Here is a 22,980-nt window from a genome sequence, read left to right on the forward strand (position 1 = left end):
GCGGCCGCCCGGGAAAATCCGCCCGGGCGCGGGCGGGGTGCCGACGGGGGCCGATCGGAGGCGCAGGCCATGGCCTGCGCCTGTCCTTACTGCGCGCTGACGCTGCCGACGGCGAGAGCGCGACCATCCTGCAGTTTCACCCAGCGGCCTGCATGGTCCGACGACTGCCGCTTCAGGTAGGTATATTCCGTGTCCGACCAGAGCAGCACCTTGCTGCGCATGTTGTCGAGAACGAAGTCGCCGCGATCGGTGCGAACCGTCAGGACGGCATGACCGTCGCCATTCGGCTGCAGGACGACGGTGATCAGAAGATCGGCGGGGGAGAAGCCGCTTTCGATCAGCTTGCGGCGCTTCAGCAGCACGTAATCCTCGCAGTCCCCGACGGCGTCCGGGTAGGACCAGTTTTCCTCGACACCGTGGATTTCCATGTCGGTCATCGGAGCGATCGCCTGATTCACCTCGTAGTTGATTTCGAGGATTTTCTTCCAGCTTTCGCGCGTCAGCTCCGCCGGGCCAGGATCCTTGCCGATGGCCTGGCATTCGGAGGGATTGGCCTTGCAGAACTCGTAATGCCCGATCGGCGGGTTGGTCGCGCCGCCGACCGTCATGTTCGCCGGCGCCGCGTAAGCCGCCCCGGTGATGAGGCCGGTGGCTAGGGCTGCGGCAGCGATCGCCATGGTGATGATTGTGCGCATGATTGTCTCCCCGTTGTGGTTCGACATTGGCACAGAGTTTTTTACCGGCAGCGAAGATCGGAAGTAAAAACAAGAACAAACTCGAATAACATAAGAATAAAAATTGAGGAGAACTGTAATAAAATTCGATTCAAATTTTATCGATTTTTATGCCGCTTGTCGGCGCCCACCGGGGGCTACTACGGTGAAAGTTCGGGTAAGACATTGAATATTATGAAAAACCATAGTCGCGGCGCATGTGGCATTGCCGCGATTGCGCGTCCCGCCAGCCATGCAGCCGGTGACGGTATGACCCATCGGAGCCATCGGGAAGTAGTGCCAGATCGCTGGGAAGAGTAACGCCCGGTTTACCAGAAGCTATTTCTGTTGCCGGCCCGCCGCGGAAGAGCCGATTTGCACTGGCGAGGGCAGAGGCCTGGTCCAGGCGGTCCGCCGAGCAATCGCCGCCTCTGCGGACGTTATTCCGGGGCTACGTCGGGTGCGCTTACAGAAACTCGGTCAGTGCCTCGCGGGACTGTACCCCGGAGAATTCGATGGCGACGCCTTCCTGGAAATGACGGACGATCCTGCCCTTCATATTGCCCAGCCTGACCGGCGATCCTACGGCGGGCCGCGTGTCGATGTCGACCGCCGCGCCCGAAAGCGAGAGGTCGATGATCCGACAGCTGTATCTCTCGCCGGTATCGACGGTGAGTTCCGTCAATGTCTTGCGGGGCGCAAGCCGGTCATGGCGCCGGTCTTCCGGCAGACCGAGTTCGTGTTTGTTGGCGATCCAGGTCAGCTGTGCCGCAAGCTTCTCGCGCTTGCGCTCCGTGGCATTGAGCTGAATCACGAACGTATCGTCCGCGACGCGTGACACGGTGCCTTCGAGGCGACCTACATGGTCGACATAGGCAATGATACGCTCCCCGCCGCGCGGACGCGCGGGGGAGGTTAAGAGAACGTCGCCCGGCGACATCTCCAAGGCGGTACAGTCATACTCCTCGTGACTGGCAAGCATCAGTCGTCCCGAAAGATTGACCGAAACGCGCTGAAACGCACTTTCCTGATGTGGTTTCGGGGCGCTGTTCTGCGCATGCTGGAAGGAGAACATGATCACTCTATGATGGATATAGTTTGCAGGCGAAAGTATAGACCGCACCGATTAACAGAAGGTTCGCTCAGTTTCTTCTTCCACCCTCGAAGACGCGCAGGTGCTGCGTCACGCGGAAGGGGCGATCGCGGGCATCGATGCGGCTGGCGGTCAGACCGGCAGTGGAGCATTCAGACGCGGGGAATGCGGCACACCGGCTGTCGAGGACAAGGTGCTGCAATGGCTTCATGTGCAGCCATATCGGACGGGACAGCGGCGACAGCGCGCCGAGTATGCGGTCGCCCGTACCGTCGGGAGAGGCGAGCGGGGTGAGCAGAACTTCCACGTCCAGCCGATCTCCGGTTGCGGTTGCGCCGGACGCGGTCAGAAGCATCGGCGTGCATCGCTTCACGACCTCAACGGCGATGCCGGCAGCCTCCTCCTGCTGTCCGCCGAGCCACAAGGCGGAGAATTGACGGTGGCGGAGTTCGTCGCCGAACAGGCCGCAGATGTGGGTGCCCGCGAGACGAAAGTGTATTCCGCCGTCCGCCTCCGCCTGGAGGATGAAGATGTTGGGCAGGAGTGAACGAATATCGGCGGGCTGGATTTCGTCACGGCGCGGGAGATCGCGGTCGCCGCGAACTTCGTTCCAGTATTGAAACAGTTCCATTGTCGTTCTGCTGCGCATTTTTGCCCGATCGGTCGTTGTTGCGGCGCAGACCGTCCCGAATCGGGATAGCCGGCGGCCTATTGGGTGTTCCTTGAGTGCATGGAGCGATTTTCGTGCCAGCGCGAAATTAAGGTTAACGGCCGGTTTCGATTGCGCTCGACGCCGGCGGCTGCCATTTCATTCGGCAGCACTTCACGAAGGATTGCCTTCAGCACATCGACTGATACGCGCGGAACGGCGCGTGACGCCGTTCAGTTTTCACTGGACGGCGTTTTTTTGTTTGCTTATCCCTTGCGCGCTGCTGTGGGCGGTTCGCCGCCGTCTGAGCGCAACCGCAGCGACCGAAGGGAAGAGGCAGCGATGGAACGGGATCAGGCGGCAACATCACCGGAAACCGATGTCGAAAGTACCGGCGTCCGCAGTCGCGAGCCCGCCTTCAATCTTCCGCCGGGGCTGACCGGCATCCTTTTGTTCCTGATCGCGGTCCATGTCTTGAGGACCTATGTTCTGCCGGCCGAGATCGACCAGGAACTGATCCTCAACTTTGCCTTTCTGCCGGTGCGCTACACGCTGCCGCTCGGTGAGCAGGGGCTGGTCTGGCTCTGGACCCCGGTGACCTATTCCTTCCTGCACGGCAGTTGGGAGCATCTCATCTTCAATGTCTTCTGGATGGTCGCGTTCGGCGCACCCGTCGTCAGACGGATCGGGATGGCCAGGCTCGCCTTGTTCTGGTGCCTGTCGGCGGCTGCCGCCGTCGGCTTGCACATCATCTTCCATTGGGGCGAGATGGCGGTGGTGATCGGGGCTTCGGGTGTCGTTTCCGGCTTGATGGGGGCGGCGGCCCGGTTCGTATTTTCCCCGAGCGGTCGCATCAGCCGCCAGTTTGCCCATCTCAATCGGCGGCTGTCGTTTGCGGAGACGCTCACCAACCGGTCCGTGCTCGTCTTCACCGGGATATGGTTCCTGACAAATTTGCTGGTGGGCTTTGGCATTCTGTCGATCGGAGGGGCAGGAAGCGTGGCCTGGGAGGCGCATATCGGCGGTTTCCTCTTCGGCTTCCTTCTGTTCGCATTCTTCGATCCCCGAAGGCAGGAAAGGTGAGGCACTGCAAGCCGGAAAGAAGCTTCCACCGGCTTCGGGCGAGGGTGCGACAATCGATTGTGTCAACCGCGGAATTTTTCGTGATGACTGATTTCGCCGCAGAGGCGGACGGCTTTCTGCAGAAGCCTTGATTTCCTGAAGTCGCTGGAGCACCATTCATCACGGCCGCCGAATTGCTCGAGGCGACCGCGGAAAAGGCCGGGTGCCGGCGTAGCTTTGTGCTCGAGGAGTGCCAAGGGGCTGCGCAGGCGCCGGAATGGGTACGGGTTTCCTGCGGCCATTTGCACTGTCATCGCGGTCTTCCTTCCACCGGAGGAAAGTGCAGTGACCGGCACGGACGGAAACTCTTCCCGTCGGCCCGGTTTTGTCGCAACGGGAGATGTGCGCATGTCGGTGAAAGCGATTCTCAATGAAAAAGGCAGCAACGTCGTCACGGTCACAGCGCAGGTGACGGTGCAGCAGGTCGCGACTTTACTGCATGAAAATCATATCGGAGCCGTTGTCGTCGTCGATCCGGAAGAGCATATCGTGGGCATCATGACGGAGCGCGACATCGTCGCCTCGATTGCCCGATATGGTGCCGCCTGCCTCGACAAGCCGGTTTCTTCCGTCATGTGGCAGAACGTCTATTGCTGTCGCGAAGAAATGTCTGTCGACGCGCTGATGGAGATGATGAGTAAATTTCGCGCGCGTCATCTACCCGTGGAGCGGGAAGGCCGGCTGGCCGGCATTATTTCGATTGGAGACGTGGTGAAATATCACATCCGCGCCATCGAGAACGAGGCCGAACAGATCAAGGCCTATATCTCCGGCTAAGGCCTGTTGAGATTCATTTTGAGTTTGTGACGGCTGACCGTGCGCCACTCGACTCCTGTGACAAGCACAGGAATGGAGAAATCAAACAAGCGGCGCCGGGTGTCCGGATCTCAACGGGCCTTGGAACACTTGGGCCGATCCGCAAGTTCTCCCGGCCTTTCAACGAGGCAGCGGTTCCTGCATGCGCCGGATTTCCGAAAGCTTGATCTTGGCTTCCTGATAACCGCGCTCGATCGCTTCGCCCGCGCGGTGGAATTCCGAAAGTCCGATATCGTTCAGCTTCGGGTGGAGCGACAGATCCGGCGGATCGCCAGCCAGCCGTGCGCGCGAAATGCGGTCCTGAATGATGTTGAAGGCCTGGACCATCACACTGGTCATGCCGAGTCGTGCCGAAAAACGGTTTGTCTCCGTCGCCGGCGCGTCCGGCGTTTCCATGCCGGCGCTGTGCTTGACGACCGCCGAGCGGCCGTAGACGTCGTAGTTCAGGTTGACGGCGACGACGTGCAATTGCTCATGTGCGCGGCAGACCGAAACGGGAACGGGGTTGACCAGCGCGCCGTCGATGAGCGTCCGGCCGTTGGCGTTGACGGGCTCGAAGATGCCAGGCAAGGCGTAGGATGCGCGAATGGCGGTAATCAGGGATCCTTTCTCGATCCAGACCTCGTGGCCGCTGTAGACTTCCGTGGCGACGGCCACGAAGGGCCGGTCGAGATCCTCGATACTGAGGTTCTGCAGATGTTCCTGCATCCGCTTGGTGAGCCGCAGACCGCCAAAGAGGCCACCGCCGCCGATCGCGAAATCGAGCAAGCCGGCAATACGGCGCACGGTAAGCGAGCGGGCGAAAGCCTCCAATTCATCGAGCTTGCCGGCGAGATAACAGCCGCCGACCAGCGCGCCGATCGATGTGCCCGCAATCATTCCGACTTCGATGCCCTCCTCGTCGAGGGCTTTCAGGACACCGATATGGGCCCAACCTCGCGCAGCACCGCCGCCGAGCGCCAGCGCGATCCTGGGTTTCACGGACTGGGAAATGGGTGGTTCTGGAGGGGTGGTCGTGATCGATGACCCGTTCGCGCCGGAAAGATCGGCGATCTGACTGTTACGCGTGAATGTCCAGTTCAGCATCCGGCACCTCCGACACCGCCGAATAGATTAGCTTCCGACACGGCCCTGCAGCCCTACTACCGCATATTCCTGGAACCGAAGCGATTCGGCCATCTAAACATGCCGGTGCCGGCTTCACGTTTGGTCGCTGAAAGTCTGACACCATGATCGAGATATAGCACTGAACCGGCTACAAATGCGGCCCGCCCGATAAACATTGGATACAGCCTGCAACACATTTTGGTACTCCGCCGTTACCGCGGGAACCACTTACAAGATTAATGATTAGATGCCCGTTTGGTTGCCAAAAGATGAATATATCACTCAGGTGAACCAGGAAAATGCAGATGCTCAGTTGCCGGCGTAAATCTGCGCCGGATCGAAATGCCTGTGGTCGTCGGTGATCGCCACTTTTGCTTCGCCATCGGTGACGCCGACCGTCCGATAGAAGCACGAGCGGCGCCCGGTATGGCAGGTAGCATCGTGGCCAGCCACAGAGACTTTCAACCACACGGCATCCTGGTCGCAATCGGTTCGTATTTCCCGGACGGTCTGCAAATTGCCCGAGCTTTCGCCCTTCTTCCACAGGCGTTCGCGTGAGCGGCTGTAGTAATGCGCGATTCCGGTTTCGAGCGTGAGGGACAGCGCTTCGGCATTCATGTGCGCGACCATCAGCAATTCGCCGTCGCGGGCATCGGTGACGACGACCGTGATCAGACCCTTCTCGTCGAAACGCGGGGTGAAGGCCGGGCCGCTTTCCAGTTCGGCCTTGTCCTGCGGAGGGGATGCAAAAGTGAGCGTCATAGTCCGAGCTCCACTGCAGCGCCGCGCGTCTCGGTCAGACGCGCAAGGTCGCTGTAGCACTTGGGGGTTGCTGCATGCTTTTCAACATGCGGTGGCGAGCTTACTTGAAGCCCCGGAGCATCGTCATGAAACGGACCTGTTCGGCCGGCTCGCTCTTGAACGCACCGGTGAAGGTGGTCGTCAGCGTCGTCGCGCCCTGCTTCTTGATGCCGCGCATCGCCATGCACAGATGCTCGGCCTCGATCATCACCGCCACGCCCCGGGGCATGAGGGTCTCGTCGATGGCCTTGGCGATCTGCGCCGTCATCGCTTCCTGCGTCTGCAGACGACGGGCGTAGATATCGACGACCCGGGCGATCTTGGAAAGGCCGAGCACGCGGCCGTTCGGCAGATAGGCGATATGAGCCTTGCCGATGATCGGCACCATGTGGTGCTCGCAATGCGAATAGAACGGGATGTCCTTTTCCAGCACGATATCGTCGTAGCCGGAGACTTCCTCGAAGGTTCGCCCGAGCACGTCTTCAGCCGCGAGATCGTAGCCGCCGAAAATTTCCCGATACGCCTTGGCGACGCGCGAAGGCGTGTCCTTCAGGCCTTCTCGTGCCGGATCTTCACCTGCCCAGCGCAACAAGACGCGAACGGCTTCTTCGGCTTCCTTCTGCGTCGGACGACTTGTGTCGTCGAGCACAGGAAAATTCTTCACTATGGCGTCCATATGGCCCCTTCAAGCAATACGAAATTGCTGACGTTTTATCTTTTCGGACAACTCGCCATTGGCCATACGCCTAACCCTGCAGGCTTGGGTTCCGTTGGCGGGCTCCGGGGCTTTCGGGTCTCGGCTTAGCAGTGCACTCGACCGTCCGGCACGGTTTCCCAAACAACAGGCGACATTTGATCCCCTTGCGGAACTGTCACCCCAACACGACATAGCATATAGTATGGTGCCACATGGATAAAAGAGCCCGAATGCGCCACGCCTTGCTTTTTTCCCGCCGCCTGGGGAAAATCATGCGCCGAACGCCCGAAACCGCGAAAAATCCACCGGATTTCCAAATGATAGACGACATTTACAACAGCAGAATTCTCGAATTCGCAGGGAATATTCCGCGCCTCGGAATGTTGACCGATGCCGACGCCGAAACCGCCGCGCATTCCAAGCTTTGCGGCTCGAAGGTGAGAATCTGGCTGAAGATGGACGGCGACGTCGTCATCGACTTCGCCCATGACGTCAAGGCCTGTGCGCTCGGCCAGGCGTCCTCATCCATCATGGCGCGCCATGTCGTGGGTGCCCATGCGGACGAGATCCGGCAGGCCCGCGAGGACATGCTGGCCATGCTGAAGGCCGATGGGGAGGGGCCATCGGATCGTTTCGAAGACATGCGCTTTCTGAGGCCGGTCAAGGACTACAAGGCGCGTCATGCCTCGACGATGCTGACTTTCGATGCCGTCGTCGATGCCATCGGTCAGATCGAGGCGAGGCGCCTCGCCGCGGCCGTCTGAGCCATGTGTCCTCAGCCCCATGCCGATCATGCATTCACCCGTGGCGATGCCGGTGCCGCCGGAGGGCGCAATTGGTCCGGGCCGTTCCGCAAGACGCCGGGGCGGCTCGTCGGCACGATCCTGATCCGCGCCTATCAACTGACGCTGTCGAGTTTCATCGGCAATTCCTGCCGGCACTTGCCGACCTGTTCGGAGTACGCCTTCGAGGCGATCGCCCGATACGGCCTCTGGGCCGGCGGGTGGCTGACCTTGTTCCGGGTCATCCGCTGCGGCCCGGGCGGAACCCACGGATTCGATCCGGTGCCGGAAAGCCTCGCACCGCGCCAGCGCTGGTACACGCCATGGCGCTACTGGCAATTACGCCGAAAGGACGCATGAGAGCCGTGACCATTCCGATGGAGTACCGCCAGGCCTCTGCGGATTTCGACCGGTTCATCGTCGACGCACGCGATATCGCCGCTCTTCAGACAACCAATCAGGCCTATACCATGGTGCAGGCGGTGCTTTACACTTTCCGCCGTCGCCTCGACATCTCCGGCGCCCTGCTTTTCGCCAAGGCGCTACCGCCGGTCCTTCGAGCGATCTTCGTCGCCGACTGGGACCTGGAGGAGCCGACCGTGCCCTTCTGCGAACGCCGGGCGATGACGCGCGAGGTGCAAGCCTTCCGCGGCAATCACAACGTCTCTCCGGAAACGGCGATCGCAGACGTAGCCGCGGCGTTGCGGCGCAATATAGACGAAATGCTGCTCGATCGCGTGCTCGCGCGCCTACCCGCGGGCGCTGTCGATTTCTGGCGGGCTTGAGGCGAATGAAGGCTTACGTCGCCTTGCTGCACAGCATCGTTCTCGCCGGCGGCCGGCGCGTCGTTATGGCCGACTTGAAGGCAATGGCCGAAGCGCTCGGCTACAGGGCGCCGCGCACGCTCGTCGCCACGGGCAATCTTCTGTTCGAGTCGCCAGCAAAGCCGCTCGCGGAATTGGAGGCCGAACTCGAAGGGACTTTCGAGAAGACCTTCGGCCGTCACGTCGACATCATCCTTCGTTCCGCGGAGGACTGGTCGAGACTTGCGGCAGGCAACCCATTTCTCGCCGAAAGCGAAAGGGATCCTGCGAGCGTCCACGTGCGGGTGATGCGCTCTCCTCTCGAAGCCGACATGCGGGAAAAACTGCTCGGCCATTGCTCCAGGGGCGAGCGCGTGGCCATCGTCGACGGCGATCTCTGGGTCGATTTTGCCGGCAGGGCGAGCGAATCGAAGTTGCTCGGGGCGCTAACGACCAAACGGCTCGGCATCGGGACGGTGCGCAACTGGAACACGGTGAGGCGACTGCGTGGAATGGTTGCCGGTTGAGCGGCCGCCGCGCCTTTACTCCACGGTGAAAAAGCTTTATCAGGCCCGCGAACCGGCCCGGCCGGCAAACCATACCACCCGCATTCGTTGGCGGGACTGGATAGGAGATCATGATGTCGCATTCTGTTTCCCTTACATTTCCTGATGGCTCCGTTCGAGAATTCGCCGCCGGCACGACCGGTCGCGATGTCGCGGAATCGATCTCGAAGTCTCTCGCCAAGAAGGCCGTCGCGATCGCCATCAGCGGCGAACTGCGCGATCTCTCGGATGCCGTGACGGAAGGTAGGATCGAGATCGTCACGCGCGACGACAAGCGCGCGCTCGAGCTCATCCGCCACGACGCGGCCCATGTCATGGCGGAAGCCGTGCAGGAGTTGTGGCCGGGAACGCAGGTGACCATCGGTCCGGTCATCGACAACGGCTTCTATTACGACTTCGCCAAGAACGAACCCTTCACGCCGGACGACCTGCCCGTCATTGAGAAGAAGATGCGGGAGATCATCGCCCGCAACAGGCCCTTCACCAAGGAGGTCTGGTCGCGCGAAAAGGCCAAGGAGGTCTTTGCCGCCAAGGGCGAGAATTACAAGGTGGAACTCGTCGACGCCATCCCCGAGGGCCAGGACCTGAAGATCTATTACCAGGGCGACTGGTTCGATCTCTGCCGCGGGCCGCACATGGCCTCGACAGGCCAGATCGGCACGGCGTTCAAGCTGATGAAGGTGGCGGGCGCCTATTGGCGCGGCGACAGCAACAATCCGATGCTGACGCGCATCTACGGCACTGCGTGGCACACGCAGGAGGAACTGGATCAGTATCTGCACGTGCTCGCCGAAGCCGAGAAGCGCGACCATCGCCGGCTCGGCCGCGAGATGGACCTCTTCCACTTCCAGGAGGAGGGGCCTGGCGTGGTCTTCTGGCATGGAAAGGGCTGGCGGATATTCCAGAGTCTCGTCGCCTATATGCGCCGCCGGCTCGAAGGCGATTACCAGGAGGTCAATGCTCCCCAGGTTCTCGACAAGTCGCTGTGGGAGACCTCCGGTCACTGGGGCTGGTATCGCGACAACATGTTCAAGGTGACTGTCGCCGGCGACGATACGGACGATGACCGCGTCTTCGCGCTGAAGCCGATGAATTGCCCCGGACACATTCAGATCTTCAAGCACGGTCTGAAGTCTTACCGCGAACTTCCTGTTCGGCTGGCGGAATTCGGCGCAGTCCACCGTTATGAACCCTCCGGCGCGCTGCATGGCCTCATGCGCGTCCGCGGCTTCACGCAGGACGATGCGCACATCTTCTGCACCGACGAGCAGATGGCGGCCGAATGCCTGAAGATCAACGACCTGATCCTTTCCGTCTATGAGGACTTCGGCTTTAAGGAGATCGTCGTGAAGCTGTCGACGCGGCCGGAAAAGCGCGTGGGCTCGGATGAGCTTTGGGATCGCGCCGAAGCCGTGATGACGGAAGTCTTGCAGACCATCGAGGCGCAGTCCGAAGGCCGCATCAAGACCGGCATCCTGCCGGGCGAGGGCGCCTTCTACGGCCCGAAGTTCGAGTATACGCTGAAGGACGCGATCGGCCGCGAATGGCAGTGCGGAACAACGCAGGTCGACTTCAACCTGCCGGAGCGTTTCGGCGCCTTTTACATCGACAGCGAATCCGAGAAGCGCCAGCCGGTGATGATCCATCGCGCCATCTGCGGTTCGATGGAGCGTTTTCTCGGCATTCTGCTCGAGAACTATGCCGGCCACATGCCGCTGTGGATATCGCCGCTGCAGGTGGTGGTCGCAACGATCACGTCGGAAGCGGACGATTATGGCCGCGAAGTCGCCGAACGCTTGCGTGATGCCGGGCTGACGGTCGAGACCGATTTCCGCAACGAGAAGATCAACTACAAGGTCCGCGAGCATTCGGTGACGAAGGTTCCGGTGATCGTCGTCTGCGGCAAGCGCGAAGCGGAGGAGCGCTCGGTCAACATCCGTCGCCTGGGTTCTCAGGCGCAGACGCCAATGTCGCTGGACGAGGCGGTCGCTTCGCTCTCCGCCGAAGCCATGGCACCGGACCTAAAGCGCAGGAGCAATTCCAGGAGAAGTGTGTAACGGTTTTCGTGCGCAAGTGCGTCGTTTCAAAACGCTCGAGCGCACGCCCGCAACTGAAACTGTGGGATTTCGCGAGCACTGTTGTGGGGCCCTTGTCGCCCGGTTGCGCTCATCCGGCTGCCGCCACCTACTCCCGTCTTGATGGGGCGAAGGTACCGGCGGGCGGTTGAGGGGCCGGGTGGGGCTACGTCTTCAGTCCTGCGCGTCCGCGGCCTCGTCGGCTTCGCCGCTGCCGTTGAGCAGCACTTCAACATCAGTGTTGACGCCGGCCTTCACGGCGAAGTCGCGCTGGTAGATCTTGTCCTTGTTGCGCGCCACCGCCGTGTAGCTGCCCTCGGCAAGAACGAGGGTCGGGAAGGCGCCGACGCTCTCGCTGACGACGTCGCCGGAGGAGGTGAGAATCGACCAGGCGGTATCCGCAATGGCTTCGCCGCCGGCTTCCGAGACGAGTTTCAGGGTCAGCTTCGCAGCGCGGTGCTGGATCGTCGCTTCGGTCAGCTTGCCGGCTTCGATCTGGATGTCGGCACGGATGACGGCATTCACCGATCCGTAGTTCGACACGACGTGGTAGGTGTCGGCATTGAGCTGGACCACCGTACCGGGCTTCACGTCGGCGACCACGAGGCCGCGCTCGCCATCCTCCCTCACGTCGGAAGAGAAGATCGAAAAGCTGAGTTCGTTCGGCGGGATGCGGACATCGCTGCCGGAGACGGCGTTCAGCGTGACGCCCCCGGCGTCGAGCACGAGCACCTGTTTGTCGAGCGGGCCGTCTTCGGGCACACGAATCTTGCGGGTCGCGCCCGCCCGGCCAAAGGCGACATTGACGAAATATTCGCCGGGCACGAGATTGAAAGCGGTGGAGCCGCCCTCGGAGGTCGCGAGCAGCGGCAGCTTTCCGTCGCTGCCCGGAATGGGGCTGAAGACCCGCCAGGTAAGGCCCGATTGGACCGGCTTTCCATTATCCGTCAGCAGCGCCTCGAGCTTCACGTCCTTCAGTTGGCCGCCCTGCATCGGATCGGTGATGAGCGGGCTGAAACCGGTAAGCTTCGGCATCTTGTGCGTGCCGGAGATCGAGGGAAAGCTCTTGAAGGCGTCAGTGGCATCCTCCGCAAGCGCGCGTCCCGCACCGGTCCCGGCGAGTGTGATCGCCAGAACGGTTCTCAGGAAAATACGATGACGGAGACGCATGAGAGCAGTTGACTTCTTGACTGGGTGACTCCACTTGGGACGCCGGTATGGCATTTTCGTGGCTGCCGATCCGGCCGCAAACTAGTGGAATTCGCTCGATATGAAAACCGAAATAAAGCTTGTCGACTATCTTGCCTCCCGCAGGTCCATCCCGGCCTTTCAGATGGGTGAGCCAGGACCCAGCAAGGCGGAAGTCGCGGAGATGCTGAAGCTCGCCTCGCGCGTGCCGGATCATGGCAAATTGGCGCCGTGGCGCTTCATTGTCTATCGGGGCGAGGAGAGGGCGCGCATCAGCGCCGAACTGAAGAAGATGGCGCTTGCCGCCAGGCCGGAAATGCCGGAAGAGATGATCAAGGTCGAGGAGGCGCGGCTGACGCGCGCGCCCGTCGTGGTCGCCGTGGTCAGCAAGGCGGCGCCGCATTTCAAGATTCCGGAATGGGAGCAGCAGATGTCGGCTGGTGCCGTTTGCCTCAATCTGCTGATGGCCGCAAATGCGCTCGGTTACGCCTCGAACTGGCTGACCGAGTGGTATGCCTTCGAGGAACGGGCCTATCCGCTGCTCGGCGTGGCGCCGGGCGAGAAGATTGCGGGCTTCATTCACATCGGCACTGCAATGGTGCCGCCGACGGAGCGCCCCAGGCCCGAACTCAAGGAGATCGTCACCTGGGTCGGGGAGGGTGACTGATGTTCTACGATACCGCAGGAAACGGACACGGCCTGCCGCACGATCCCTTCAAGGCGATCGTGTCGCCGAGACCGATCGGCTGGATCGGCACGCGCGCGGCCGATGGGGCGCTGAATCTCGCCCCCTATTCCTTTTTCAACGCCATCAGCGACCGGCCGAAGCTCGTGATGTTCGCCTCGAGCGGCTACAAGGATTCGGTGCGCAATATCGAGGCGACCGGGGATTTCACCGCGAGCTTTGCCAGCCGCAACCTGAGCGAGGCGGTCAATCTCACCTCGGTGGCTGCCTCGCATGGTGAAAGCGAGTTCGAGATTGCCGGGCTGACCCCCGTCGACGGAACGCTCGTGAAGGCTCCCTTCGTGGGAGAGGCCTTCGCGGCGCTCGAATGCCGGATGACGGATATCTTTCGTCCCAAGGGCGTCGACGGCGTGGCTTCCGACAGCTATGTCGTCATCGGCGCAGTGGTCGGCATTCACATCCGCGAGGAGGCCATTCGCGACGGGCGATTCGATATGGCGACCGTGAAGCCGCTCGCCCGGCTCGGCTACATGGACTATTGCGACGGTGGCGACGTCTTCGAAATGATCCGGCCTGTCCGCTAGATCACGATGGTTCAGGTCATCACCTGAGACCGTCGTCATCGATTCATCCCGTCTGGGCTTGGGGCGCAACGCCTGCAGCGGCAAGAAGATCGATCTGTTGCGGCGAGCGGATGGCAACGCTGGAAAAGCCATTCTCTACGCTGCTTTTCCACAGGCGTCGCACGGCCGCCTCATCATCGGCGTCGACCGGCAGCATGTCGTAGGCCGCGATGCGGGCCTCGTGAGCCCTCAGGACCGCCGCCGCGCGGCCGGCCCGGACGACGGCCGGCACATCGCCCGTTTCGGTGACGCGCCTGCAACCACACGCTTCCGCCAGGGCCGAAGCATCGAATATCAGTGCCGAGAGGCGCGGTGATGCACCCGCCAGCGAATGCGGCGACAGGACGCTTTCCGGCGCCGTCGCGTATTCGGCAAGAATCACCGTTCGGCCCTCGGCCTTGCCGGCCGCCGCCTCGGCGACCCTGAGCAGAACATCGAGCCGCTGAATGTCTGCGGGGCCGCGGCATCCGGACAGAACGATGCCATCGAAGCCGTTGCCGATCAAAGCGGCAAGCTCGTCTTCGCCGGGATCGCCGCTCGTCCCGATTCGGGCGAGCAACAGGCAGCCTGCATCCTGCCGAGGCAGGTCCGAGAGTGGCCGGCCAGTTTGGCCGCCGGTCACCACGACCGCTTGAACGGCGGTCAGGATCTGCTTCGGAGGCGGCGGTTCGTCGGCCGGCAGATACAGGAGCGGTAGGGTGGTTATCGCGCCGTTAACAGACATGGTGAACCAATCTTAAACCTTTGCCCGCTAGGTTTCGAGCATGGGGCTGCTCGGGTGACTAGTGGGGCATAGGTGATCATACAAGCATTTCTTCGCTGGGTGGAAACGGCGAAAGCCAGCGAACGTGCCAGTGCTGCCAGTGCGCTTGGTCGCGCCTATGCTGAAGCCGCTGTGAACGGCATCGATCGGCAGGCGGCCGAAATGGCCATGACCTTTCTCCTCGACGATCCTTCGCCCAAGGTGCGTCGATCTCTCGCCGAGGCGCTGGCCGATTGCCCGATTGTACCGCGCTCGATCATCAAGGTGCTTGCGCAGGATCAGCCCGAGATCGCCTACATCACCATTTCCCGCTCTCCCGTCTTGAACGACGACGATCTTGTCGACATGACGGCGGAGGGCGGCGCGGAGATGCGGGCGATGATCGCCTCCCGCAGCGCCGTCTCATGCGCGGTTGCGGCTGCGATCGCCGAGATTGGCGGCGAGGAAGAGGTGCTCATTCTGTTGGAAAACCCGGGGGCCGGACTTTCTCCGGGCTCGTTGCGGCGAATAGCCGACCGCCTTGGCGATAGCGTGGCCGCCCGTGGCCTGTTGCTCGAGCGTCATGATCTGCCGAGCGACGCGCGTCAGATCCTCGCCGAAAAAGTCGGCGCGACGCTTGCGGCCTCCGACCTGGTACGCGCCGTCGTGGGCGAGGAGCGGGCGCAGCGTGTCGTGCGGGAGTCTTGCGATGCGGCAGCGCTGACGCTTTCCTCGGCCTCCGCGTGGGAGGAATTGCAGCGGATGGTTGCCGGTCTCCGCAGAGCCGGCCGCCTGACGCCGGCTCTGCTGTTAACGGCGCTTTGCAGCGGCAGGACGGAGTTTTTTTCCGCGGCGATCGTGGATCTGTCCGGAGTCCCGGAAAAGCGTGTCCGATCGATCCTTTCGGGCGGGCGGTTCCACTCGATCAGGGCTCTCCTCGAAACTGCGGGTCTTGGCCGTGAAGTAAGCGGAGTGTTTTCGGAGGCCGTATTGTTCTGCCAATGCGAGGCAGATGTGGATCACGATGGAGTCTCGCCCTCCGTGGCCGCCAGACTTTCGAATCGCCTTCGCCGCCGAAGCCGCGGCGCATATCACGTCGTCGCCGAACTGGCGGAGCGGCTGGCTTTTGCCGAGCAGCGGCAGAGGGCGCGCAACTACGCGTCGCAATCCCGCCAGGCCGCGTAAGAGGACTTGATTACCTCAATTGCCGAATCGGCGCGCCACCCACGAATAGCCGTCTTCGACGTAGTGGACCGGTGCGCTGACGATCGCCTTCAGTTTCTCCCGGTCGGGTACCGCGCCACTGATCAATGCCAAAGCGCGCCTCGGCAAGGTTGGTTCTCCGCCTTCCGCCGCTGGGGGTGTGTTTTGCTGCAGGCCCGGCTCGGTCGGAAGCGTTGCATTCATCTCCGGAACCGGCTCGGTTTCCGCCGTCATGCCCGGCCCTGAGCTCTCGCACACGGCCACCACGACCGGGTAGTTCCTGTCGGAGAACCGCGGCAGTTCCTTTTGCGATTCCGCGTCGCACTGCACGATCGACGGCCAGTCGCCGTTCACGGTCGAGATGTAATGGCATTGGGTCACGTTGTCGTCGCAACCGAGAATGGTCATGACGATCAGGGCGGCTTTCATGGTCACGTCTTCCGTTCAGATGATGGCGACTCCCTGTTTATGGCCGTCCGATTCTTTCCAAAGAAGGGCAAAGGCCGGCAGGCCCCGAAACAAATTGTTTCTCCCCGTTACGCGGATTGATTGTGATAGCTGCGAACTTGCGTCGTTTGGCGTATTGGTCCCGGCGTCCTTCGGCGTTAGAGCGTTGGAACCGGGCGCTTCCGGGGCGGGACCGAATGGATGTCCTTTGGAAGCTCACATCCAGCTTACGATCGTGCATGGGGAGAGACTGAAATGACCGCCGTAACCATCGCCGAAGAGTCGCCGCGCCAGCCGGCCGTCATCCGCCTGCTCGAATTGTCCGACGCCTATGCGGCATCGCTCTATCCGGCCGAAAGCAATCATCTGGTCGATCTGTCTCAGTTGGAGCAGCCGACCGTATCCTTTTTCGTCGCCCGACGTGACGGCGAAATCGTCGGCTGCTGTGGCCTCGTCGAAGCAGGCGACGGTACGGCCGAGATCAAGCGCATGTTCGTCGACCCGGAGGCGAGGGGGCTGAAGATTGGCAAGCTGCTCGTATCGGCTCTTGAAGCCAAGGCGGCAAAGCTCGGTCTGACGGCGATCCGTCTTGAGACCGGCATCCATCAGCCGGAAGCGATCGGCCTGTACAGGGCATCCGGCTACGTGGAGCGCCCGCCCTTCGGCACCTATCTGCCGGATCCGCTGAGCCTGTTCATGGAAAAACCGGTTCGGCAGGAGGCGTGAGGGCGATCAGGCGTTTCAGATATCCAGGTTGTCCGCGAAGACGGCGCGCTCCTGGATGAAACGGAAGCGGGCCTCGGCTTTCGTTCCCATCAGGCTGTCGACGGCATCGCGGGTACCCTCGAAGTCGACATCGTCGATTTCGACCTTGAGGAGCGTCCGCTTGGCCGGGTCCATCGTGGTTTCCTTGAGCTGCGCGGGCAGCATCTCGCCGAGGCCTTTGAACCGCCCGAGTTCGACTTTGCCACGGCCATTGAACTCCGTCCGCATCAGCTCTTCGCGATGCGCATCGTCGCGGGCATAAAGCGTCTTGGACCCCTGGCTCAGGCGATAGAGCGGCGGCACGGCGAGATAGAGATGGCCGCCGCGGATCAGCTCCGGCATTTCCTGGTAGAAGAAGGTGATCAGAAGAGATGCGATGTGCGCACCGTCGACGTCGGCGTCGGTCATGATGATGATGCGCTCGTAGCGCAGGTCCTCTTCGCGATACTTCGAGCGCGTGCCGCAGCCGAGTGCCTGGACGAGATCGCCGATCTGCTGATTGGCACCGAGCTTCTCCCGGCCGGCGCTGGCGACGTTGAGAATCTTGCCGCGCAGCGGCAGGATCGCCTGGTTGGCGCGGTTGCGCGCCTGTTTGGCCGATCCGCCGGCCGAGTCCCCTTCGACGATGAAGAGTTCGGCACCTTCCGCCGTATTCTGGGCGCAGTCCGCGAGCTTGCCCGGCAGGCGCAGCTTGCGGACCGCCGTCTTGCGGCTGACTTCCTTTTCCTTGCGCCGGCGTACGCGCTCTTCGGCGCGCTCCACCACCCAGTCGAGAAGCTTGGCCGCCTCTGCCGGATTGTCGGCGAGGTAATGGTCGAAAGGATCGCGAAGCGCGTTTTCGACGATCCGCTGCGCCTCCACCGTTGCCAGCTTGTCCTTCGTCTGACCGACGAATTCCGGCTCGCGAATGAAGACCGAGAGCATGCCTGCCGCGGAGATCATGACATCGTCCGTGGTGACGATCGCAGCGCGCTTGTTCTGGGTGAGCTCGGCGTAGTTCTTGAGCCCCTTCGTCAGCGCAATGCGCAGGCCCGCCTCGTGCGTTCCCCCTTCGGGTGTCGGGATGGTGTTGCAGTAGGAATGGATCTGCTGGTCGCCGCCATACCAGGTGACCGCCCATTCGAGCGAACCGTGGCCGCCAGACTTTTCCGATTTGCCGGCAAAAATCTCGCGGGTGACGGTGAATTCCTTGCCGAGCGTGGCGGCCAGATAGTCCTTGAGGCCGCCGGGAAAATGAAACACGGCCCTGTCCGGGATTTCCGAACCTTCCGGCAGGAGCGCCGGATCGCAGGACCAGCGGATTTCGACGCCGCCGAAGAGATAGGCCTTGGAGCGGGCCATTCGGAAAAGTCGCGCCGGCTCGAAGCGGGCATGCGGTCCGAAGATCTGCGGGTCGGGGTGGAAGCGGACCCTGGTGCCGCGCCGGTTGTGTACGTCACCCAGGTCTTCGAGGCCGCCCTGCGCGATGCCGCGGGAGAAGCGCTGGCGGTAGAGCCGGCGGTTGCGTGCAACCTCGACTTCAAGGTCGTCCGACAGTGCGTTGACCACGGAAACGCCGACGCCGTGCAGGCCGCCGGAGGTCTCATAGGCCTTGCCGTCGAATTTGCCGCCGGCATGCAGCACCGTCATCACCACTTCGAGCGTCGACTTGCCGGGAAATTTCGGGTGGTTCTCGACCGGGATGCCGCGGCCGTTGTCGGTCACCGTCAGGTAGCCGTCGGCGTCCAGGCTCACATCGATGAAGTTGGCGTGCCCCGCGACCGCCTCGTCCATCGAGTTGTCGATGACTTCGGCGAACAGATGATGCAGCGCCTTTTCGTCGGTCCCGCCGATATACATGCCCGGACGGCGCCGGACCGGCTCCAGACCTTCCAGCACCTCGATTGCCGAAGCGTCGTAATCGCTCCCGTCGCTCGTCTTGGGTGCGGGGCGCGGCGCTTCGTTACCGGCGACGGGGGCCGCGGGCTTGCGTGGCGCGGCATCCGCCGGCTTCGGCTGTTGGGGCATAGCGGAAAAAAGGTCGCTGCTGTCGTCCATGAAGCGTTCAGATCGTTCCTGTCTAAGTGTCGGCTAGGCCATAGCAAGACCGCGGCGCGGCCGCCATCCTTTGTCGCGCGAATCACCGGAATTCTGCCAGAGTCTCGCCGGAAGAGCGAACAAAAGGCGAATTTCGATGCCCCGGAGGAAGAAATACCCTTTAATGAGCCAGAATTGCCGCGCCAGTGTTGCTTGGCCGAGGCGCCGGTGGCAAGGCATGCGCCGAACGAGGGAGCCGATCGGGTGTCCATGTCCACAATTCTTTTCTCCGTACGGCATCTGATCGGCGCGCTTCTTTTCGCGAGCCTTGCCGTTTCCGCAAGGGCCGAACCCCTTGAGCCCTACAGGGATGCGCTGTTTCGCTATAGCAAACTGCTTCACGAGGCGGATGGCGGCGACTTCCGCGTTGTCGATTACCAGGAGCTCCGCGACATCAACGAGCGCGACCAGATACCCGAGCGGCGGGTGAAGCGCGCTTACGTGTCGCTCGGTGTCAAGAGCGTCCAGGTGAACGAGAGGCTCGCTCTGGGAGAGCGGGGGCTTGACGTCACTCGCGTCGGCCCCGATCGCGGCGCCGCATTCACCGTGATCTTCATCCATGGTCGCGGCGGCGACCGACGTCTCGGTGTCAATGATTTCTCATTCGGAGGCAATTTCAATCGCCTCAAAAATCTGGCTGTCGTCAATGGCGGTACCTATTATGTTCCAAGCGTCAGGTCCTTCGATGCTGCGGGCATAGGGGATATTTCGGCTCTGATCCGCTTCGCCGCGGAGCGCTCCGGCGGCCGGCCGGTGGTCCTTTCCTGTGCCTCCATGGGAAGCTTCATCTGCTGGGGCATAGCCCGCCAAGAGGCGACCGTCTCGGCCCTTGGCGGCATGATGATCATGGGCGGTCCAGCCGACCCCGACTTTCGCAAAAGTGCCGCCTACGGGGCGCGGCTGCCGATATTCTTCAGCCACGGCAGCCGCGACAGCGTTTATCCGGCCGAGTCCCAGATCGCGTTCTATCGCAGCCTCAGATCGAAGGACTATCCTGCCCGTTTCGTCCTGTTCGAAACAGGTTCGCATGGAACGCCGATCAGGATGACGGACTGGCGAGAGGCGCTGAACTGGATTCTCGACCGCTAGATCACGATGTTTTTAGGTCGGGTCGACCTAAAAACATGAACGTGATCGATTCCAAGAAGTTGGAGCGGGATGCGGGCGGAAAACCGCACACACTTTTCCTCACCCCGCTCTAGACTAACGCGATCGGTTGTGGAGTTGACGGCGGCAATGAGGATGGACGATTCCGAGAACGCAGGGCGGTTTGGAAACCGCTCTCAACCGACCGTTTCACCCGATGACTACGAGGACGGCATGAGCTCGGTGGGCCCCATGGCGTTTCTTCCCGTGGGCAATGGCCTGAGCTATGGCGACGTTTGCCGCAATGAACTTGGGACCCTTATCGCAAGCAGGAGGCATAACCGCATCCTGTCTTTCGATCCGGGGAGCGGGACCATTCGCTGCGAGGCCGGCGTTATCCTTGCCGACCTGCTCGCGCGCGCCGTCCCGCACCGCTTTTTTCTTCCCGTGACGCCGGCGACGGGCCTCGTCACCGTCGGCGGCGCCGTCGCCAACGACGTCCACGGCGGAAATCACCATGCGCGTGGCTCCTTCGGCAATCACGTCCGGCGCCTGACCCTGCTGCGTTCGACGGGCGAACGCCTGGTCTGCTCGCCCGAGGAGAATGCAGAGCTCTTCGCTGCGACGATCGGCGGCCTGGGACTGACCGGGCTGATCCTCGACGTCGAGCTTCGGCTGATGAAGGTGCCGTCGCCGCATGTCCAGCGGCACGTGCATCGCTTCGACAGCCTCGATCGGTATTTCACGCTGGCCGAACGAGCCGAAGAGGAACACGAGTATTTCGTAGCCTGGCTCGACCAACTCGCGACGGGACGGCGCATGGGGAGGGGCGTGCTGTTCGCCGCGGATCACGCCGACGGCGCTTGCGAATATCCTGACGTCCCGAAGGGGCCGAGGCTCGCCGTGCCTTTTTCTCCGCCCTTCAGTCTGTTCAACAGCGTGACGCTGAGACTGCTGAACGAATACCGCTTTCGCAAGCGCGACCGTGGCGAGACCGTGTCGACGGAGACGTGGACTTCCCACTTTCACCCTCTCGACGCGATCGGCGGGTGGCGCAGGCTCTACGGGCGGCGTGGCCTCTGCCAGCATCAAAGCGTCTATCCCGTCGCGACCGCGCCGGAGACGACGGCGCGGTTGCTTGAAACAGCCCGCCGTGCCGGTCATGCGTCCGTAGCGACGAAGCTGCAGCGTTTCGGTGACATAGCCTCCCCGGGGCTTCTCTCCTTTGCGAGGCCGGGCTTCACCCTGACCATGGACTTTGCCAATCAAGGCGAGGCCACAGTCAAGCTGCTCGACGCTCTCGACGAGATTGCCGTTATGGCCGGCGGTGCGGTCAATCCGTCCCAGGACGTCCGCATGAGCCCGGCCGTTTTCGAAGCATCATTTCCCGCCTGGGAAAGACTGGAGGCACTGCGCGATCCGGCAATGGTCTCGGACTTCTGGCGGCGCACGGCTTTGGCGCCTGGGCAAACCTAGCGCTTCTGCCCCCTTATGTTCATGTCGAAGTCCACGACATTGGAGTAAATGGGCGTCCCGACGGTCATGCCGTAGGGCGAGCGGCGGATGCTGCCGCGGATCGTGAAGGAAATCGACCGTCTGTTCCAGTCGGTGAGCCTCACGTCGAAACGCTCCTTGCGGCTCTTGCCGCGGGCGGTCAGAACGCCCTCGATCGTTGCGGTGTCCGGGCCGGTCTGGCTGACGCCGGTAGAGTGGAAGGTCACGGTCTTGTGGTTGGCCGCATCGAGCACTGCGCTGGAGCGCAGGAAGTCTTCGATCCGGCGCTCGGTGGACTTCACGCTCTCCGGAAAAAGCGTGAATTCCACGGAGGATCGGCCGATGTCATCGCCATCGATCCGGAATATGCCCGAGAATTTAGTGAAGCTGCCGGCAATGCCGCCGCTGCCACCCACTTGTCCGACGCTGAACTGAATACTCGAGGAGCTCGCGATGCGGTAGTTCCCGGCAGCATTCGCAAGTGCCGGCGCTTTTGCGCCCTCAACCGGCGTCCCTGCGAGGCCAAGGGCGAGAAGCGAAAGCGGCAGGGCCACTGCCATGGACTGCTTGCCTGGGCTGGTCATATGCGTTTCCTCTCGACAACGGTGTCGTCCTTTTCAGAAGTGTTGACGGTGCTGCCGGTGCGCGGCATCGGCCCGGAGCGAAGCATGCGGATGAGCACCAAGTCGCGCCGCCCGAGATGGTGATAGAATGCTGCCGCCGCGTGGATTGCGACCAGGCCAAGCGTCACATAGGCGAGCGTTGCATGGGCGAAGGCCCAGAACGCTTCCGAAGCCCCGGATTTCGGGAGCGGCAGATGCGGAATGACGATCAAGTTGAAATAAAAGCTCGGGATCGCCAGCGTGGAGACCGACACGACCGCCCAGCCGGACAGTGGCACGAGGAGTGCGAGCGCGATGAGCGACAGATGCGTGGCGCGCGCGGCCATGTGCTCCATCGGGCCAAGGGTCGGAGAGGCGGCCGGACTGGTTTCCACGAGCCACCAGAGCATCCGGAACGCAGCCAGTCCCAAGGCCGTGAAGCCGAACGACTTGTGCCACTGGTAAAGGGAGAACTGCAAAGCCGGGTCGATCTCGATGCGCCGCATGACGATGCCGGCGAGGATAAGCCCGAGGATCAGAACGGCGATCGTCCAGTGAAGGGCGATCGTCACCGTTCCGAAACCGTTGTCGCTGTTGCGCAGCATGGCAGACTCCGACGCCCGGTGCGTACGTCTACGCGGCGGTAGAACGTCTCCGCCTTAGACGCCCACGGCGTCGTTTTTATTCGCTTTCGCCGGGACGATTTCCCATTGGCTCGAGCGCCGGCAACGCTGGACGGGGTGAGAGGATTCGCCGTGCTCGGAGAGTCGACACCGAATAATCCGGCTGGTGCCTTTTTTTTACGCGAGCGATTTGCTACGCCGCTTGCCGAGACGAAGAGACCT

Annotated in this window: 25 protein-coding genes; 13 read left to right on the forward strand and 12 right to left on the reverse strand. The window is 62.1% G+C overall.

The window, feature by feature from the left end:
- Positions 1 to 86 precede the first annotated feature (86 nt).
- From ACTJKL_RS27385 to ACTJKL_RS27395, 3 genes are all read right to left on the reverse strand, one after another.
- Positions 87 to 695 carry a transglutaminase-like cysteine peptidase gene (locus tag ACTJKL_RS27385; protein ID WP_275598055.1) on the reverse strand — a complete coding sequence of 203 codons (609 nt, stop codon included), beginning with the start codon at positions 693 to 695 and terminating at the stop codon, positions 87 to 89.
- A gap of 484 nt (positions 696 to 1,179) precedes the next feature.
- Positions 1,180 to 1,788, reverse strand: coding sequence for a PilZ domain-containing protein (locus ACTJKL_RS27390; protein WP_411923263.1), 609 nt, complete (start codon positions 1,786 to 1,788; stop codon positions 1,180 to 1,182).
- Between the two features lie 67 nt (positions 1,789 to 1,855).
- Positions 1,856 to 2,437, reverse strand: coding sequence for a PAS domain-containing protein (locus ACTJKL_RS27395; protein ID WP_234819298.1), 582 nt, complete (start codon positions 2,435 to 2,437; stop codon positions 1,856 to 1,858).
- A 360-nt stretch (positions 2,438 to 2,797) separates the two neighbouring features.
- Here ACTJKL_RS27395 and ACTJKL_RS27400 point away from each other — a divergent pair, with 360 nt between their 5' ends.
- Complete coding sequence (locus ACTJKL_RS27400) at positions 2,798 to 3,538, forward strand: rhomboid family intramembrane serine protease (RefSeq protein ID WP_324763283.1); 741 nt, start codon at positions 2,798 to 2,800, stop codon at positions 3,536 to 3,538.
- A 387-nt stretch (positions 3,539 to 3,925) separates the two neighbouring features.
- On the forward strand, positions 3,926 to 4,354 hold the full coding sequence (locus ACTJKL_RS27405; protein ID WP_018097838.1) for a CBS domain-containing protein: 429 nt from the start codon (positions 3,926 to 3,928) through the stop codon (positions 4,352 to 4,354).
- A 159-nt stretch (positions 4,355 to 4,513) separates the two neighbouring features.
- Here ACTJKL_RS27405 and ACTJKL_RS27410 read toward each other — a convergent pair whose 3' ends face one another.
- The 3 genes from ACTJKL_RS27410 to folE form a co-directional block, all read right to left on the reverse strand.
- Entirely contained in the window at positions 4,514 to 5,479 is a 966-nt protein-coding gene (locus ACTJKL_RS27410) for a patatin-like phospholipase family protein (protein WP_018097837.1), read from the reverse strand.
- Between the two features lie 330 nt (positions 5,480 to 5,809).
- A complete protein-coding gene (gene hisI, locus ACTJKL_RS27415) occupies positions 5,810 to 6,262 on the reverse strand; it encodes a phosphoribosyl-AMP cyclohydrolase (RefSeq protein ID WP_018097836.1) in 453 nt (150 codons plus the stop codon).
- 100 nt (positions 6,263 to 6,362) lie between these two features.
- Positions 6,363 to 6,977: a GTP cyclohydrolase I FolE gene (gene folE / locus ACTJKL_RS27420; RefSeq protein ID WP_324763285.1), complete on the reverse strand. Its 615-nt coding sequence runs from the start codon at positions 6,975 to 6,977 to the stop codon at positions 6,363 to 6,365.
- Positions 6,978 to 7,315: 338 nt separating this feature from the next.
- On the opposite strand from folE, the gene ACTJKL_RS27425 reads away from it, so the two are divergent.
- The 5 genes from ACTJKL_RS27425 (at position 7,316) to thrS (ending at position 11,206) form a co-directional block, all read left to right on the forward strand.
- On the forward strand, positions 7,316 to 7,762 hold the full coding sequence (locus ACTJKL_RS27425; RefSeq protein WP_440854303.1) for an iron-sulfur cluster assembly scaffold protein: 447 nt from the start codon (positions 7,316 to 7,318) through the stop codon (positions 7,760 to 7,762).
- 3 nt (positions 7,763 to 7,765) lie between these two features.
- Positions 7,766 to 8,140, forward strand: coding sequence for a membrane protein insertion efficiency factor YidD (gene yidD / locus ACTJKL_RS27430; protein WP_440854304.1), 375 nt, complete (start codon positions 7,766 to 7,768; stop codon positions 8,138 to 8,140).
- The gene (locus ACTJKL_RS27435; protein WP_018097833.1) at positions 8,137 to 8,565 is read left to right on the forward strand and encodes a DUF2267 domain-containing protein; all 429 of its coding nucleotides are present in this window, start codon (positions 8,137 to 8,139) and stop codon (positions 8,563 to 8,565) included. Before yidD ends, ACTJKL_RS27435 begins: the two co-directional genes overlap by 4 nt.
- A 5-nt stretch (positions 8,566 to 8,570) precedes the next feature.
- Positions 8,571 to 9,110 carry a DUF1697 domain-containing protein gene (locus ACTJKL_RS27440; RefSeq protein WP_440854305.1) on the forward strand — a complete coding sequence of 180 codons (540 nt, stop codon included), beginning with the start codon at positions 8,571 to 8,573 and terminating at the stop codon, positions 9,108 to 9,110.
- A 113-nt stretch (positions 9,111 to 9,223) separates the two neighbouring features.
- Positions 9,224 to 11,206, forward strand: a complete 1,983-nt coding sequence (gene thrS / locus ACTJKL_RS27445; RefSeq protein WP_324763288.1) for a threonine--tRNA ligase — start codon at positions 9,224 to 9,226, stop codon at positions 11,204 to 11,206.
- A 192-nt stretch (positions 11,207 to 11,398) separates the two neighbouring features.
- Here the strand turns inward: thrS and ACTJKL_RS27450 are convergent, their stop codons facing one another.
- Positions 11,399 to 12,394 (reverse strand): RgsD C-terminal domain-containing protein, encoded by a 996-nt coding sequence (locus ACTJKL_RS27450; protein ID WP_440854306.1) that lies wholly within the window; start codon positions 12,392 to 12,394, stop codon positions 11,399 to 11,401.
- A 100-nt stretch (positions 12,395 to 12,494) separates the two neighbouring features.
- Here ACTJKL_RS27450 and ACTJKL_RS27455 point away from each other — a divergent pair, with 100 nt between their 5' ends.
- Positions 12,495 to 13,079: a nitroreductase family protein gene (locus tag ACTJKL_RS27455; RefSeq protein ID WP_440854307.1), complete on the forward strand. Its 585-nt coding sequence runs from the start codon at positions 12,495 to 12,497 to the stop codon at positions 13,077 to 13,079.
- Positions 13,079 to 13,681: a flavin reductase family protein gene (locus ACTJKL_RS27460; protein WP_440854308.1), complete on the forward strand. Its 603-nt coding sequence runs from the start codon at positions 13,079 to 13,081 to the stop codon at positions 13,679 to 13,681. Before ACTJKL_RS27455 ends, ACTJKL_RS27460 begins: the two co-directional genes overlap by 1 nt.
- A 43-nt stretch (positions 13,682 to 13,724) precedes the next feature.
- On the opposite strand, the gene ACTJKL_RS27465 is transcribed toward ACTJKL_RS27460, so the two are convergent.
- A complete protein-coding gene (locus tag ACTJKL_RS27465; RefSeq protein ID WP_440854309.1) occupies positions 13,725 to 14,444 on the reverse strand; it encodes an aldolase/citrate lyase family protein in 720 nt (239 codons plus the stop codon).
- Positions 14,445 to 14,516: 72 nt separating this feature from the next.
- On the opposite strand from ACTJKL_RS27465, the gene ACTJKL_RS27470 reads away from it, so the two are divergent.
- On the forward strand, positions 14,517 to 15,647 hold the full coding sequence (locus ACTJKL_RS27470; protein WP_440854310.1) for a DUF2336 domain-containing protein: 1,131 nt from the start codon (positions 14,517 to 14,519) through the stop codon (positions 15,645 to 15,647).
- A 15-nt stretch (positions 15,648 to 15,662) separates the two neighbouring features.
- Here the strand turns inward: ACTJKL_RS27470 and ACTJKL_RS27475 are convergent, their stop codons facing one another.
- The gene (locus tag ACTJKL_RS27475) at positions 15,663 to 16,094 is read right to left on the reverse strand and encodes a hypothetical protein (RefSeq protein WP_100673950.1); all 432 of its coding nucleotides are present in this window, start codon (positions 16,092 to 16,094) and stop codon (positions 15,663 to 15,665) included.
- 273 nt (positions 16,095 to 16,367) lie between these two features.
- Here ACTJKL_RS27475 and ACTJKL_RS27480 point away from each other — a divergent pair, with 273 nt between their 5' ends.
- Positions 16,368 to 16,838, forward strand: a complete 471-nt coding sequence (locus ACTJKL_RS27480) for a GNAT family N-acetyltransferase (protein WP_440854311.1) — start codon at positions 16,368 to 16,370, stop codon at positions 16,836 to 16,838.
- 15 nt (positions 16,839 to 16,853) lie between these two features.
- Here the strand turns inward: ACTJKL_RS27480 and parE are convergent, their stop codons facing one another.
- Positions 16,854 to 18,914: a DNA topoisomerase IV subunit B gene (gene parE / locus ACTJKL_RS27485; protein WP_018097823.1), complete on the reverse strand. Its 2,061-nt coding sequence runs from the start codon at positions 18,912 to 18,914 to the stop codon at positions 16,854 to 16,856.
- A 192-nt stretch (positions 18,915 to 19,106) separates the two neighbouring features.
- On the opposite strand from parE, the gene ACTJKL_RS27490 reads away from it, so the two are divergent.
- The gene (locus ACTJKL_RS27490; RefSeq protein ID WP_440854312.1) at positions 19,107 to 20,042 is read left to right on the forward strand and encodes an alpha/beta hydrolase; all 936 of its coding nucleotides are present in this window, start codon (positions 19,107 to 19,109) and stop codon (positions 20,040 to 20,042) included.
- Positions 20,043 to 20,189: 147 nt separating this feature from the next.
- Positions 20,190 to 21,515: an FAD-binding oxidoreductase gene (locus ACTJKL_RS27495; RefSeq protein WP_411923275.1), complete on the forward strand. Its 1,326-nt coding sequence runs from the start codon at positions 20,190 to 20,192 to the stop codon at positions 21,513 to 21,515.
- Here the strand turns inward: ACTJKL_RS27495 and ACTJKL_RS27500 are convergent.
- Together ACTJKL_RS27500 and ACTJKL_RS27505 are read right to left on the reverse strand one after the other, a co-directional pair.
- Entirely contained in the window at positions 21,512 to 22,117 is a 606-nt protein-coding gene (locus ACTJKL_RS27500) for a YceI family protein (RefSeq protein ID WP_440854313.1), read from the reverse strand. The genes ACTJKL_RS27495 and ACTJKL_RS27500 overlap by 4 nt on opposite strands.
- Positions 22,114 to 22,740, reverse strand: a complete 627-nt coding sequence (locus tag ACTJKL_RS27505) for a cytochrome b (RefSeq protein WP_275598040.1) — start codon at positions 22,738 to 22,740, stop codon at positions 22,114 to 22,116. The genes ACTJKL_RS27500 and ACTJKL_RS27505 overlap by 4 nt, the downstream gene beginning before the upstream one ends.
- Between the last annotated feature and the right edge of the window lie 240 nt (positions 22,741 to 22,980).

The sequence above is a fragment of the Sinorhizobium sp. 22678 genome (assembly GCF_052044265.1).
In the GTDB taxonomy this organism is placed as follows: Bacteria; Pseudomonadota; Alphaproteobacteria; order Rhizobiales; family Rhizobiaceae; genus Sinorhizobium; species Sinorhizobium meliloti_A.